Origin of the sequence: Nocardia sp. NPDC056064 (genome assembly GCF_042266925.1) — a bacterium.
Classification (GTDB): Bacteria; Actinomycetota; Actinomycetes; order Mycobacteriales; family Mycobacteriaceae; genus Nocardia.
The window spans coordinates 29254-42571 of sequence record NZ_JBHJWO010000005.1 but is presented as its reverse complement, the minus strand read 5'-3'; the positions used below and the strand labels follow the sequence as shown (position 1 = coordinate 42571).

15 protein-coding genes are annotated in these 13318 nt (G+C 71.2%); 9 read left to right on the top strand and 6 right to left on the bottom strand.

Annotated elements, in window-relative coordinates:
* Positions 1 to 169: 169 nt before the first annotated feature.
* Complete coding sequence (locus tag ACFC06_RS28965) at positions 170 to 982, top strand: hypothetical protein (protein ID WP_375938640.1); 813 nt, start codon at positions 170 to 172, stop codon at positions 980 to 982.
* Here the strand turns inward: ACFC06_RS28965 and ACFC06_RS28960 are convergent.
* The 6 genes from ACFC06_RS28960 to ACFC06_RS28935 all read right to left on the bottom strand — a co-directional run bounded on the left by ACFC06_RS28960 (position 953) and on the right by ACFC06_RS28935 (position 7860).
* Complete coding sequence (locus ACFC06_RS28960) at positions 953 to 2248, bottom strand: glycosyltransferase 87 family protein (RefSeq protein WP_375938637.1); 1296 nt, start codon at positions 2246 to 2248, stop codon at positions 953 to 955. The two genes, ACFC06_RS28965 and ACFC06_RS28960, sit on opposite strands and share 30 nt — an antisense overlap.
* A gap of 185 nt (positions 2249 to 2433) precedes the next feature.
* A complete protein-coding gene (locus tag ACFC06_RS28955; RefSeq protein ID WP_375938634.1) occupies positions 2434 to 3063 on the bottom strand; it encodes a hypothetical protein in 630 nt (209 codons plus the stop codon).
* Positions 3064 to 3230: 167 nt separating this feature from the next.
* Positions 3231 to 5276 (bottom strand): ATP-dependent DNA helicase, encoded by a 2046-nt coding sequence (locus ACFC06_RS28950; RefSeq protein WP_375938631.1) that lies wholly within the window; start codon positions 5274 to 5276, stop codon positions 3231 to 3233.
* Positions 5277 to 5318: 42 nt separating this feature from the next.
* Positions 5319 to 5855 (bottom strand): hypothetical protein, encoded by a 537-nt coding sequence (locus ACFC06_RS28945; RefSeq protein ID WP_375938628.1) that lies wholly within the window; start codon positions 5853 to 5855, stop codon positions 5319 to 5321.
* 89 nt (positions 5856 to 5944) lie between these two features.
* Positions 5945 to 6511: an isochorismatase family protein gene (locus ACFC06_RS28940; protein WP_375938625.1), complete on the bottom strand. Its 567-nt coding sequence runs from the start codon at positions 6509 to 6511 to the stop codon at positions 5945 to 5947.
* A 35-nt stretch (positions 6512 to 6546) separates the two neighbouring features.
* Positions 6547 to 7860 carry a nicotinate phosphoribosyltransferase gene (locus ACFC06_RS28935; RefSeq protein WP_375938622.1) on the bottom strand — a complete coding sequence of 438 codons (1314 nt, stop codon included), beginning with the start codon at positions 7858 to 7860 and terminating at the stop codon, positions 6547 to 6549.
* A 59-nt stretch (positions 7861 to 7919) separates the two neighbouring features.
* Here ACFC06_RS28935 and clpS point away from each other — a divergent pair, with 59 nt between their 5' ends.
* The 8 genes from clpS to ACFC06_RS28895 all read left to right on the top strand — a co-directional run bounded on the left by clpS (position 7920) and on the right by ACFC06_RS28895 (position 13309).
* The gene (clpS, locus tag ACFC06_RS28930; RefSeq protein WP_375938619.1) at positions 7920 to 8270 is read left to right on the top strand and encodes an ATP-dependent Clp protease adapter ClpS; all 351 of its coding nucleotides are present in this window, start codon (positions 7920 to 7922) and stop codon (positions 8268 to 8270) included.
* 13 nt (positions 8271 to 8283) lie between these two features.
* Positions 8284 to 8853 (top strand): DUF2017 domain-containing protein, encoded by a 570-nt coding sequence (locus ACFC06_RS28925; RefSeq protein ID WP_278266117.1) that lies wholly within the window; start codon positions 8284 to 8286, stop codon positions 8851 to 8853.
* The gene (locus ACFC06_RS28920; protein ID WP_375938691.1) at positions 8850 to 9911 is read left to right on the top strand and encodes a P1 family peptidase; all 1062 of its coding nucleotides are present in this window, start codon (positions 8850 to 8852) and stop codon (positions 9909 to 9911) included. Before ACFC06_RS28925 ends, ACFC06_RS28920 begins: the two co-directional genes overlap by 4 nt.
* A 102-nt stretch (positions 9912 to 10013) precedes the next feature.
* A complete protein-coding gene (locus tag ACFC06_RS28915) occupies positions 10014 to 10433 on the top strand; it encodes a Mov34/MPN/PAD-1 family protein (protein ID WP_375938615.1) in 420 nt (139 codons plus the stop codon).
* Positions 10434 to 10468: 35 nt separating this feature from the next.
* The gene (locus ACFC06_RS28910; protein ID WP_375938612.1) at positions 10469 to 10744 is read left to right on the top strand and encodes a MoaD/ThiS family protein; all 276 of its coding nucleotides are present in this window, start codon (positions 10469 to 10471) and stop codon (positions 10742 to 10744) included.
* A gap of 4 nt (positions 10745 to 10748) precedes the next feature.
* The gene (locus ACFC06_RS28905; protein ID WP_375938609.1) at positions 10749 to 11711 is read left to right on the top strand and encodes a PLP-dependent cysteine synthase family protein; all 963 of its coding nucleotides are present in this window, start codon (positions 10749 to 10751) and stop codon (positions 11709 to 11711) included.
* A 53-nt stretch (positions 11712 to 11764) separates the two neighbouring features.
* On the top strand, positions 11765 to 12475 hold the full coding sequence (locus ACFC06_RS28900; protein WP_375938688.1) for a rhomboid family intramembrane serine protease: 711 nt from the start codon (positions 11765 to 11767) through the stop codon (positions 12473 to 12475).
* A gap of 69 nt (positions 12476 to 12544) precedes the next feature.
* The gene (locus tag ACFC06_RS28895) at positions 12545 to 13309 is read left to right on the top strand and encodes a cyclic nucleotide-degrading phosphodiesterase (RefSeq protein WP_375938606.1); all 765 of its coding nucleotides are present in this window, start codon (positions 12545 to 12547) and stop codon (positions 13307 to 13309) included.
* Positions 13310 to 13318: the final 9 nt, after the last annotated feature.

The window sequence follows — 13318 nt, the reverse complement described above, 5'->3', positions numbered from 1 at the left end:
CGACGGCGGTGTGGTGACCACGCCTCGCCGCGCCGCCGTTGTCGTGTGCTGGTTGCCGGGTGGTCGCCGCGGTGTCACCCGATGTCGGTGCGACGCACTACCCTCGTCGGCGTGCGGCCCGCGCGGGGCGGGCACGGCATCGTCCGCACAGGGAAAGAGGAGAGGCGCGATGAAGGCGTACGACCTGGGTTTCGGGGACTCGGCCGACAAGCTGGCGGAGACGCCCGGTGGTGAGCCGCTGACGCTGGACGCGCCGGTGCGGTCGGGCTGGATCGGTAGCGAGGGGCCCGGGATCGACGTGGCGTGCTGGCCGCGCGGGCCGGTCACCGGGTTGCCGATGATGCACGCGTTCACCCTGCGGTTGCCCGCCGACTACCAGCGGCGCGGTCCCGGTTTCCCCGCCGTCGCGTTCTTCCAGGGTGAGGGGCAGTTCGCCGACGCGGGCGACCCGGTCGTGCCCGATGCCGCGTCCGAGGACCCGGTGGCCCGCGACCTCGTGAGCACCCGCCTGCACCCACAGCTGCGCATCCTGCACGACGAGATCGGCGGCGCCTTCGCCCTGATCTGGCTCACCGAGGCCGAATTCGCCGCGGGGCCCGTCGCCCCGCCCGCCGATGTCCGCCCGGCCGGTGCGCCGGTGGCGAGCGACGAAGGCTGCAACGCCTGGGACGACGTGCATCCCACCGTCGGCATCTGGCTGGCCGAACGCACCGGCGATCCCAATGTGGGCATCCCGCCGGTGGAGTACGAGACCGACACCCGCTACCAGGACCCGCTCACCGAGGACTCCGGCTGGAACCCCTGGGCCGAGCCGCTGTTCGGGCGCTGTCACCTGGGCGGCACCGCCTTCCCGGTGCAGGCCCTGCCCGAGGGGCTGACCGCGTACTACCTGGAGATCGAGGAGATCTCCGGGATGAACTTCGGCGGCGGCAACGCCCAGCTCGACCTGGAGTCAGGCGTTTTCGACTGGGCGTGCGGGTAGCGGCACCACCACCAGCGGATCGAGGCCGCGCGAGTCCGGTTCGGCCGCTGGCGCTTCGATGACGATCGGCTCGATCGGCGGCGGGGTGCGCCTGCGCAGGCCGACCGCGATACCGGCCAGCGTGATCAGGTAGAGCACCACGTAGATGTTCATCAGCACCTGCGACAGCGGCCACCACGGCGGCAGCAGGAAGGTGCCGACGCTGACCCAGCCCGGCAGGTACGTGTAGGTCCACGCGGCGATCGCGGGATAGAGGACACCGGCGGCGAGCCACCAGCGCCGCCGGGTCTGGGCGCGGTGGATCAGGTACACCAGCAGCGGCACGAACCAGACCCAGTGGTGGCCCCAGGAATACGGCGACACCGCGCACGCGGTGAGCCCACCCAGGGTCACCGACAGCAGCGGCTCGCCCCGGCGCTGGAGTTCGGCCGCCAGCCACAGCGCCGCCAGCGCGATCGGCACCGCGATCAGCAGCCACAGCCAGATCGGGGCGGGGCCGTGGATGAGATGGGCGATGGCGCCGCGCAGGGACTGGTTGGCGGGGTGCACATCCGGGGCGATGCGGCCGGAGTGGAAGAACGTCGAGGTCCAGTACTGGAAGGAGTCGCGCGGCAGGATCAGCGCGGTCCCGGCGATGGTGGCCAGGAAGGTGAGCGCCGCCGTGACCGCGGCCCGCCACTGCCGCTGGAACAGGTACTGGGCGATGAAGAACAGCGGGGTCAGCTTGATGCCCGCGGCGATGCCGACGCCCAGACCGCGCAGGCGGCTGTGCTCACCACGCGAGAAGTCCCACAGCACCAGCAGCATCAGCCACAGATTGATCTGCCCGTAGTACAGGGTGGTGCGCACCGGCTCGGCGAAGGTGCAGGCCAGCGCGATCAGCGCGCTGACCGTCGCCAGGCGCGGGGTCACCCGGTAGCCGAGCATCCGCCAGCTCTGCAGCACACAGGCGAACAGCACGAGCAGATTGAGCGTCAGCCAGGTGGTGGTGACCGCGCCCCACGGCACCAGCAGCAGCGGCAGGAACACCACCGCCGAGAACGGGGTGTAGGTGTAGAGCAGGCCGTAGTGGGTGGGTTCGAGATACAGCGCGCGGCCGTGCCACAGCCGCCAGCCGCCGTCGCGATAGATGTGGACGTCCAGGCCGCCGGCGAGGATGCCGCCGCTGTTCATCCAGGGGTCCATGGTGGTGAACAGCAGCGTCACACCTAGGACGGCGGTACCGAGTAGCAGGATGAGCGTCAGGGTCGTGCGCGGCAGCTCCACGCGTCGAGATCTCTCCGCCACGGCCGTGCTACCGGCCGGCTCGCATCGTATGCACGACTAAGAACGTACAACGCCGGGTCCGGGGTGCCGGGCGGCGGCTCGCCTTCGGTAGCCGGAACGTATGACTGGCACGGGCGTGCCCGAATGCCGGTCCGTGATAGCGGACCGGCATCGACCTGCGGTGATCAGGCCACGGGCTGCAACGTCAGCATGGTGTCGGCACCGTGGTGGAACTCATAGTGGGTTTTGCGCAGCGAGGTCTGAATTCCTTTGTCGTGCAGTTCGGTCCGCAGGTGATCGATCAGGTCGTCGAGCGGGGCGCCGGTGTAGTCCAGCAGCGGATACACCCGCGCCTCGGTGGTGGCGACGCGGGCCAGCTCCTGCAGGGCGGCCAGGTGGAAGTCCGCGTCGAGGCGGTCGGCGTAGCTGAACAGCAGGTGCGAACTCAGCGCCAGATCGAACGAGTCGTCGGGGCAGGGCAGCGAGGGGAGCGAGCCGGCGAGGTAGCGGTCGGGCGTGGTGCGGACGTCCTCGGCGAAGCGGGCGGCGGCGCCGCGGCGGATCGCGGCGTGCTCGGCGGTGCTGCCGTACCAGTCCCAGCGGTACCGGTCGGCGTGCTGGTGGGCCCAGGCCACCGCCCGTTCGGTCTCGGGGGTGGCGCGGGCGGCCAGGTCGGCGGGGGCGGTGGCGTAGATGGGGTCGATCGCGGTCACCTCGGCGCCCAGCGCGCTCGCCTCCGCGGCGAAACTTGCTGCGCCCCCGGGGCAGTCGAGTATGCGGCGACCGGCGAGGTCGTCGTCGGAGAGTTGGAACATCGCGCGGTACTCGGCCAAAGATCTTGCGCTGACCAGAAATTCGCCGAGTACCTCGCCATCGGCGTGGTGCATCATCAGCACACGTTCTCACGAGTTGCGTTCGCCCGGTAGCCAATTCGCGGTGCCAACCTTGCGAATCGCAAGGCCCGCTGTGCAAGCTCGCGGATTCAGGCCGACGCGGTGAGCCTGCGCAGCGCCTTGGCCACGACCTCCGGATCGGTGGTCTCCCAGTACGGCGGCAGCGAGGCGCGCAGGTAGCTGCCGTAGCGGGCGGTGGCCAGGCGCGAGTCGAGCACGGCGACCACGCCGCGGTCGTCGACGCTGCGCAGCAACCGGCCGGTGCCCTGCGCGAGCAGCAGCGCGGCGTGATTGGCGGCCACGGTCATGAAGCCGTTGCCGCCGCGCGATTCCACCGCGCGCTGGCGCGCGGTGAGCAGCGGGTCGTCCGGGCGGGGGAACGGGATGCGGTCCAGGATCACCAGACTCAGCGACGGGCCCGGTACGTCCACGCCCTGCCAGAGGGTGAGCGTGCCGAACAGCGAGGTGGCCGGATCGTCGGCGAACTTGCGAACCAGCGCGCCCATCGAATCGTCGCCCTGGCACAGCACGGGCGTGTCGAGCCGCTCGCGCAGCGCCTCGGTGGCGGCCTTGGCGGCGCGCATGGAGGAGAACAGGCCGAGGGTGCGTCCGCCCGCGGCGGTGATGAGCTGCTCGATCTCGTCGAGGTAGGTGGGCGAGAGGCCGTCGCGGCCCGGGGCGGGCAGGTGCTTGGCGACATAGAGGATGCCGGACTTGGCGTGGTCGAACGGCGAACCCACGTCCAGCGAACTCCAGCGCACCGTCTCGGTGTCGGCGGGGGCGGTGGCGCCGTTGGCCAGCGCGGCGTCGACCTTGCCGCCGGACTGCGCGGGCAGGCCCCAGGTGATCGCCAGCCCGTCGAAGGACCCGCCGATCTGCAGGGTCGCCGAGGTGAGCACGACGGTGGCCGAGCCGAACAGCCTGCTGCGCAAGAGCCCACCCACCGACAGCGGCGCCATCCGCAGCGTGCGCCGGGGCACGCCGCGCACCTCGTCGGCGGAGAGCCAGATGACATCGCGGCGCGCGGCCGGATCGGCCTCCTCGAAGGCGGTGAGCGCGCGCACCGCGGCATCGTGGACGTCCTCGAGCGCGGCCACGGCCATGGTGCGGGCGGCGGCGTTGTCGGGGTCGTCCTGGGTCTTCACCGTCCCCTGCGGGGCGATCTCGGTGCGCGCGTTCCAGGCGGCGTCGCGGACCAGCGCGAGCACCGGGGCGATGCCGTCGGGCAGGTGGTCCCAGCGGGCGGCGGGCAGGTCCTCGATGGCCTGGTGGAAGGCCTCGGCGGCGCCTTCGAGCCGGTCGACCTCGCGCTCGTCGATGAGTTTGGTGCAGCGCCGGGCCGCGGCGCTGATCGCGGTGGCGGCCAGTTCGGCGGTGGCCACGCCGGTGACCCGGTCGACCAGTTCGTGCGCCTCGTCGATCACCACCACATCGTGTTCGGGCAGCACCTGGATGCCGCTGATGGCGTCGATGGCCAGCAGTGCGTGGTTGGTGACCACCACATCGGCCTGCGCCGACTCGCCGCGCGCCTTCTCGGCGAAGCAGTCCTGGCCGAACTGGCAGCGCGACTTGCCCAGGCACTCGCGCGAGGACACGCTCACCTGCCGCCAGGCGCGGTCGCTGACGCCGGGCGCGATCTCGTCGCGGTCGCCGGTCTCGGTGTCGGAGGCCCACTCGTTGAGGCGCTGCACCTCGCGGCCCAGGCGCGAGATGGCGAAGGCGTCGAACAGTTCGGCCTCGCCGCCGGTGTCCTCCGGGATGACGCTGTTGATCTTGTTCAGGCACAGATAGTTGTTGCGGCCCTTGAGGATCGCGAACTGCGGTGCGCGGCCCAGGGGCTTCTTCAGCGCCTCGGCCAGGCGCGGCAGATCCCGGTCGACGAGCTGGCGTTGCAGCGCGATCGTCGCCGTGGACACCACCACCGTGCGCCCCGTGCGCACCGCGTGCCGCAGGCTCGGCACCAGATAGGCCAGCGACTTCCCGGTGCCGGTGCCCGCCTGCACCGCCAGGTGTTCCTTGGTGTCGATCGCGTGGTCGACCGCGGCGGCCATGGCGGTCTGACCGGTGCGTTCCTTCCCGCCCAGGGCACGCACAGCGGTGACGAGCAGGTCGGTGACGGGAGGGAGTTCGGGCACGCAGGCAGCCTAGCGGCCCCCGCCGACAGGTTTCGCCGACGTTCAGTACTCGCGGACGAAGTCGTCGGGGTGGGCGCGGATGTAGTCCAGGACGCGTTGTTCGAAGTCTTGCGGTTCGTTGATGTCGTAGATCTCGTCCGGGTCGTCGGCGCGGTCGCCGGTGGGGCGGCGGATCTGGGCGGGGTTGGCGAGGACCTGGTGTTCGTCTTCCCAGAAGCGGTCGAGGGGGTCGTCGGGGGAGCTGGGGGAGATGTCGTGGGCGGTGAGGACGGCGGCGGCGGCCAGTGTCGGCATGCCCGCGGCGCGCAGACCTCGGGTGGCCCAGGGGAGTTCGGCGCGGCGGGTGCGCAGGTAGCCGCTGAAGCCGGTGTCCAGGACGGTGGAGTGCAGGCTGGTCAGGGCCAGCAGGTGGGTGAAGGCGGGTGGGAGCCGGCCGAAGGCGCCGAGGCCGAGGCGCTGGAGGTCGTCGGTGGCGGGGTTGGACCAGAAGACGAGTTCGGCGGCGTCGTGGATGTTGTCGAGCCCGGCGAGCGCGGTGGTCAGGGTGGCGCGGGTGTGGGCCGGGAATCGATAGTCCATGCCGGAAGTATCGACGGCGGTGCCGGCGCACCCACCGCGGGGCATCGCGGCGGCTCGGTCGCTGGGGCGAACGGGGTGGCGGTGAGTGGTCAGGACGCGGTCGCGCCGACGAGGTCGACCCCTGCGGCGCGCAGTCTTTCGAGGGCGGTGCGGGTGGTCTCGGGGGACACGCCCGCGGTGAGGTCGAGCAGCACGCGGGTGCCGAAACCGGCGGCGCGGGCGTCCAGGGCGGTGGCGCGCACGCAGTGGTCGGTGGCGATGCCGACCACGTCGACGGTGTCGATGCCGCGGGCGCGCAGCCAGTCGGTGAGTGTGGTGCCGTCGGCGGCGGCGCCCTCGAAACCGGAGTAGGCGGCGGTGTATTCGCCCTTGTGGAAGGTCTCCTGCACCGGCGCGGTGTCGAGGTTCGGGTGGAACTCGGCGCCGGGGGTGCCGACGCGGCAGTGCGGCGGCCAGGAGTCGACGTAGTCGGGGGTGTCGGAGAAATGCGCGCCGGGGTCGATGTGCCAGTCGCGGGTGGCGACCACGGCGTCGTAGGGGGTCGACGCGAGATGCTCGCTGATCGCGGTCGCGACGGCGGCCCCGCCCGCGACGGCGAGCGCGCCGCCCTCACAGAAGTCGTTCTGCACGTCCACGATCACCAAGCCGCGCGCCATACCGGTCCCTCCACGTTCGTTCACTTCCATTGTCCTCAGCCCAGGAAGGTCGTGGGGATCGCGGGCTCGCCCGCCGAGAGCTTGAGCCCCTCCCACGGCAGGCTGACCAGCCCGCGCGCGACCAGCTCCCGGCTCTGCGCCAGCGTGGCCACCCCGTCGACGATCTCGCCCTTGCGCACCAGCGGCACCTGCAGTTCGCGCGCCTGGAAGCCGTCGGTCGCGGGCGCCTCCCCGGCGGCGGGGTAGACGATCTCCTCCACGACGGTGCCGGTCGCGCGGGCCAGCCGCACCGCCTTCTTGGTGCCGCCGCGCGACTCCTTGTGACTCGACCGCTTGGCCACCGGGACGCCCTCGACCTCGACCAGCTTGTAGACCATGCCCGCGGTCGGCGCGCCCGAGCCGGTGACCAGCGAAGTGCCCACGCCGTAGACGTCCACCGGTTCGGCGCGCAGCGCGGCGATGGCGTACTCGTCCAGGTCGCCGGAGACCACGATCCTGGTGCCGGTGGCGCCGAGGCCGTCGAGCTGGTCGCGGACCTGGCGGGCCAGCACGCCCAGGTCACCGGAGTCGATGCGCACCCCGCCCAGCTCGGGACCGGCCACCTCGATGGCGGTGGCCACGCCGCGGGTGATGTCGAAGGTGTCCACCAGCAGGGTGGTCGACACGCCGAGCGCCTCGACCTGGCTGCGGAAGGCGGCGGCCTCGTGTTCGCCGTCGGCACCGGAGTGCAGCAGCGTGAAGGCGTGCGCGCTGGTGCCCGCGCCCGGCACGCCGAAGCTGCGCACCGCCTCCAGATTGGAGGTGGCGTCGAAACCGGCCAGGTAGGCCGCGCGCGAACTCGACGGCGCGGCCAGCTCGTGGGTGCGCCGCGAACCCATCTCGATGGTCCGGCGCCCGGCCGCGGCGCTCACCATCCGCGCGGCCGCCGAGGCGATGGCGCTGTCGTGGTTGAAGATCGACAGCGCCAGCGTCTCGAGCAGCACGCACTCGGCGAAACTGCCGCGTACCGACAGGATCGGCGAGCCAGGGAAGTACAGCTCGCCCTCGGCGTAGCCGTCGATGTCGCCGGTGAAGCGATACTCGCGCAACCAGTCGACGGTGGCCGGATCGAGGAACGTCGCGGCCACCGCGAGCTCCTCGGGACCGAAGCGGAACGCGCCCAGCGCGTCGAGCAGCCTGCCGGTGCCCGCGACCACGCCGTAACGGCGGCCGTTGGGCAACCTGCGGGCGAACACCTCGAAGGTGCAGCGCCGGTGCGCGGAACCGTCGGCCAGGGCCGCGGCCAGCATGGTCAGCTCGTACTGGTCGGTCAGCAACGCGGTGCTGGCGGACTCGTCACGGTGGGGCACACGAGAAACTGTAGTCACCGGGTGTTGTTTCCGGCCTGCCTCGTCGTACCCTGGGGTTTATGGCCGTGTGCAATTCCGTTCGGACCGGCGCCGTCACCGACGCCGTGAACGCCGCACTGTCGGCGCCACAGGCTACGCCGGAGGCAGTCGAGCACGCCGAGATCCTGGAGGCCGAGGACCGGCCCTGGGTGACCGTCGTCTGGGACGACCCGGTCAACCTCATGCACTACGTCACCTACATATTCCAGAAGCTGTTCGGCTACAGCAAAGCCAAGGCGACCGAGTTGATGCTGCAGGTGCACAACGAGGGCAAGGCCGTGGTGTCGTCGGGTTCGCGCGACAAGATGGAACAGGACGTGCGCAGACTCCACGCCGCGGGGCTCTGGGCAACCATGCAGCGCGACGACTGAGTACCGTGGCCCTGTGCGCAAGTGGAGCCGGAAGAACTCGCTGAGTGGCCTGAAGCTTCGATCCGAGATGGACGAGCACGAGGCCACCGTCCTGCGCTCGCTGATCGGGGCCGTGTCCGGTCTGCTCAGCGACCGCGCCAACGAGGCCCCCGAAGACGAACTCGCCGCCCTCACCGGGCTGCGCACCGGCAACTCCACCCCACCCGACGACCCGCAACTGCTGCGCCTGCTGCCCGATTTCCACCGCGCCGAGCCGGGCTCGCCCGACGCCAAGCGCGCCGATCTCAACAGCGCGCTGCGCAGCCTGCACGAGCCGGAGATCATCGACGCCAAGCTCGCCGCGGGCCGGACCGTGCTGGAGAGCTGCCCGGAGACCGGCGGCAAGATCGTGCTCACCCCCGAACAGGCCGACGCGTGGCTGGCCGCGCTCACCGACGTCCGCCTGGCGCTGGGCACCCTGCTCGACATCGACGACGACACGCCCGAACATTTCGAGCCGGAAGATCCGCGCGCGCCGCATCTGGACGTCTACCACTGGCTCACCTGGATGCAGGACTCACTGCTGCAGGCGCTGGCCCCCTGATGCGCAGCGCGCCGGGCGCCCGCGACGCGATCACCGATGTCGTGGGGGTGCTCGTCGGGCACTGTCAGCGGCTCGATCCGCAGGTCACCCTGGGTTCCGGGGCGGCGACGGGCTGCACGGTGGTGCGGGTGCCCGGCGGCGCGACGGCCGCGGTCGACGTGCGCGGCGGCGGCCCCGGCACCAGGGAGACCGATCTGCTCGACCCCGCCAACACCGTCCGGCAGCTGCACGCCATCCTGCTCACCGGCGGCAGCGCATACGGCCTGGCCGCCGCCGACGGCGTGATGCGCTGGGCCGAGGAACACGGCGAGGGCATCCCGATGGACCCCGCCGACCCGGGCCGGGTGGTGCCGATCGTGCCCGCCGCGGTGATCTTCGACCTGCCGGTCGGGGACTGGCGCGTCCGGCCGACCGCCGACGACGGTTTCCGCGCGGCCGACGCGGCCTCGACCGAGTTCGCGCGCGGGACCGCGGGCGCGGGGGTGGGTGCGCGGGCGGGCGCGCTCAAGGGCGGAATCGGTTCGGCGAGTGTGGTTCTCGGCGAGGGACCGGGGGAGGGGATGACCGTGGGCGCGGTGATCGTCGCCAATCCGGTCGGCTCGGTCGTCGACCCGCGCACCGGCCTGCCCTGGGGCACCGGCACCGACGGACCGGAGTACTTCGGGCTCGCGCCCGGCACCCCCGAGCAGATCGCCGCGATGAACGCCCTGCCCGTGAAGGGCACCGTGCTCAACACCACCATCGGTGTGGTGGCCACCGACGCCGCCCTCGACCCGGCGGGCTGCCGCAGGCTCGCCACCACCGCGCACGACGGGCTGGCCCGCGCGATCCGCCCCGTGCACTCACCCCTCGACGGCGACACCCTGTTCGCCCTCAGCACCGGCGCGAAGCGGGCCCCGGCGGTCGCGCTGCCCCCGGCTTTCCCGCCGGACCTGCTGCTGCTCGACCAGCTGTGCACCGCCGCGGCCGTGGTGGTCGAACGCGCCGTGGTCGACGCGGTACTGCACGCCACCTCGATCGCCGGCATCCCCGCCTACCGCGACCTGTTCGGCGCCTGATCCGGACCGGCGTGCGCACCCGCCGGAATACCCGAATAGGGTGAGTGGTTGTCGGGACTGGTGCTCGGCACCGCTGGAACAGGATGTGGAAAGGGCCGACAAGTGCTGGTGATCAGGGCCGACCTCGTGGACGCCATGGTGGCGCACGCCCGCGCCGACCACCCCGACGAAGCCTGCGGCATCATCGCCGGACCCGAGGGCAGCGACCGCCCGCAACGCTTCGTGGCCATGGTCAACGCCGAACGCTCGCCCACCTTCTACCGGTTCGATTCCGGCGAGCAGCTGAAGGTCTGGCGTGCGATGGACGACGCCGACGAGACCCCGGTCGTCATCTACCACTCGCACACCGCCACCGAGGCCTACCCCAGCCGCACCGACATCTCCTACGCCTCCGAGCCGGACGCGCACTACGTGCTGATCTCCACCCGCGATCCGGAGCACCACGAGCTGCGCAGCTACCGCATTCTCGAGGGCGAGGTCACCGAGGAACCGGTGCGCATCGTCGAGACCTACGACGCCTGAACCCCACCGAACCAAGTCATCACCGAGGAGTCACCATGCCGGTCACCGTGTCCATCCCCACCATCATGCGTGGTCTCACCGGAGGCGAGAAGCGCGTCCAGGGCGAGGGCGCGACCCTGTCCGCGCTGATCGACGACCTCGAGGCCAACCACCCCGGCCTGGCCGAGCGCCTGCTCAAGGACGGCAAGCTCAACCGCTACGTCAACATCTACGTCGACGACGAGGACGTGCGCTTCGCCGGCGGCCTCGACGCCGAGGTGCCCGCCGACGCGTCGGTCACCATCCTGCCCGCCGTGGCCGGCGGCGCCTGATCCCGTGGCCCGCTACGAATCGCTGATCGCGACCCTGGGCAACACGCCCCTGGTCGGGCTGCAGACGCTGTCGCCGCAGTGGGACGGCGAGAACCACGTGCGGCTGTGGGCCAAGCTCGAGGACCGCAACCCGACCGGTTCGGTCAAGGACCGGCCCGCGCTGCGGATGATCGAGCAGGCCGAGGCCGACGGGCTGCTCACCCCCGGCTGCACCATTCTGGAACCGACCAGCGGCAACACCGGGATCTCGCTGGCCATGGCGGCCAAGCTCAAGGGCTACCGGATCGTGTGCGTGATGCCGGAGAACACCTCTGTGGAACGGCGTCAGCTGCTCACCATGTTCGGTGCCGAGATCATCGATTCGCCCGCCGCCGGTGGCTCCAACCAGGCCGTCGCGCTGGCCAAGCAGATCGCCGCCGAGAACCCCGACTGGGTGATGCTCTACCAGTACGGTAACCCGGCCAACGCGCTGGCGCACTACGAGACCACCGGTCCCGAACTGCTGGCCGACCTGCCCGAGATCACCCACTTCGTGGCCGGTCTCGGCACCACCGGCACCCTCATGGGCACCGGCCGCTACCTGCGCGAACAGGTCCCCGGCATCGAGATCGTGGCGGCCGAGCCGCGCTACGGCGAACTCGTCTACGGGCTGCGCAACATCGACGAGGGCTTCATCCCCGAGCTCTACGACGAGAAGGTGCTCACCACCCGTTTCTCCGTCGGCCCCTACGACGCGGTCAAGCGCACCAGGGAGCTGGTCGGCGAGGAGGGCATCTTCGCCGGGATCTCCACCGGCGCGATCCTGCACGCGGCCCTCGGCATCGGCAAGAAGGCGCTGAAGGCGGGCAAGCGCGCCGACATCGCCTTCGTCGTGGCCGACGGCGGCTGGAAGTACCTGTCCACGGGCGCCTACGACGGCACCCTGGACGAGGCGGAGGAGAAGCTCGAAGGCCAGCTCTGGGCCTGAGCCGTTTCGGTACGCTCGACGTAGTGGGCTTGTCCCCTGCCGGAGTGGAGGCGATGTCGGTGAGTGGTGGAGTCGGGGCGTCGTTCGACCCGGACCGGATCGCGGGATTGCAGGGCCGGTCGACAACGCCTGCGCCGCGGGCAACCCGGATCTGGGTGCAGGCGGCCGTGGTGATCCTCGGATTCGTCGGGGCGCTGTATGTGATCGAGGGGATCGACACGGTCCTGTCGCACGGTCAGCCGCCGGGCACCCTCAACCAGCTCGACGGCGCCGGGATCGAACCGCGCGCGATCGGCGGGCTCGACGGGATCCTGTGGGCGCCGCTGCTGCACGGCGGGTGGGACCATCTGCTCGCCAACACGCTGCCGCTGCTGGTGCTCGGGTTCGTGGTGCTGCTGTCGGGGATCGGGCGCGGGATCGCGGCCACGGCCATCATCTGGGTGGTGGCCGGAGTGGGGACGTGGCTCACCGCGTCGTCGGGGAGTGTGCACCTCGGGGCGTCCTCGATCGTGTTCGGCTGGCTCACGTACCTGATCTGCCGGGGCTGGTTCGCGCGCAATGTGGGGCAGATCGTGGTGGGTCTGGTGATCTTCCTGATCTACGGCTCGATGCTGTGGGGCGTGCTGCCCAGCGACCCCCGAATTTCTTGGCAGGGACATCTTTTCGGGGCGGTGGGTGGAGTGCTGGCGGGCTGGGTACTCTCATCAGATGAACGTCGACGCCGCCGTGGAGCATCGGTCGGCCGCGCAGTACCAACGCGGTAGCCGGGGATCCGGTCTGGGAAATGGGGGGATCCTGCAGTGAGCACCAGCACGCCGTGGCAGCATGAGGGTATGCGCCTTACCGTCCTCGGGTGCTCGGGCAGCGTGTCCGGCCCGGACTCCCCAGCGTCGGGTTACCTGCTGACGGGCCCCGATATGCGGCCGACCGTCATCGACTTCGGCCCCGGGATCTTCGGCGCGCTGCAGAAGCATCTCAACCCGGGTGAGGTCGACATCTTCCTCACCCACCTGCACGCCGACCACTGCCTGGACCTGCCCGCGTTGTTGGTCTGGCGCCGCTACCACCCCAACCCGCCCACCGGGCGGGCCCTGGTGCGCGGCCCCTCCGACGCGGCACTGCGCATCGGCAACGCCTCGGCCGAGATCGGCGGCGAGACCGACGACTGGTCCGACGTGATCGACTCCCAGGCGTGGGTGGAGAACACCCCGATCCCGTTCGGCCCCGGCCACACCGTCGAGGCCCGGCGGATGTACCACCCGCCGGAGTCCTACGGCCTGCGCATCACCGCCGCCGACGGCCGCGTGTTCGTCTACACCGGCGACACCGCCATGTGCGACGCGGTGGTGGAACTGGCCCAGGGCGCCGACGTGCTGATGGCCGAGGCGTCGTGGACCCACGATCCGGCGAATCGTCCTCCGGGCATTCACCTTTCGGGCACCGAGGCGGGCGAGATCGCCACCCGTTCCGGGGCCAAGGAACTGCTGCTCACCCACATCCCGCCGTGGACCTCGCGCGAGGACGTCATCGCCGAGGCGAAGGCCGCCTTCGCCGGGCCGGTGCACGCCGTGTCACCGGGTGAGAGCTTCGATCTCTAGCGTTCCCCT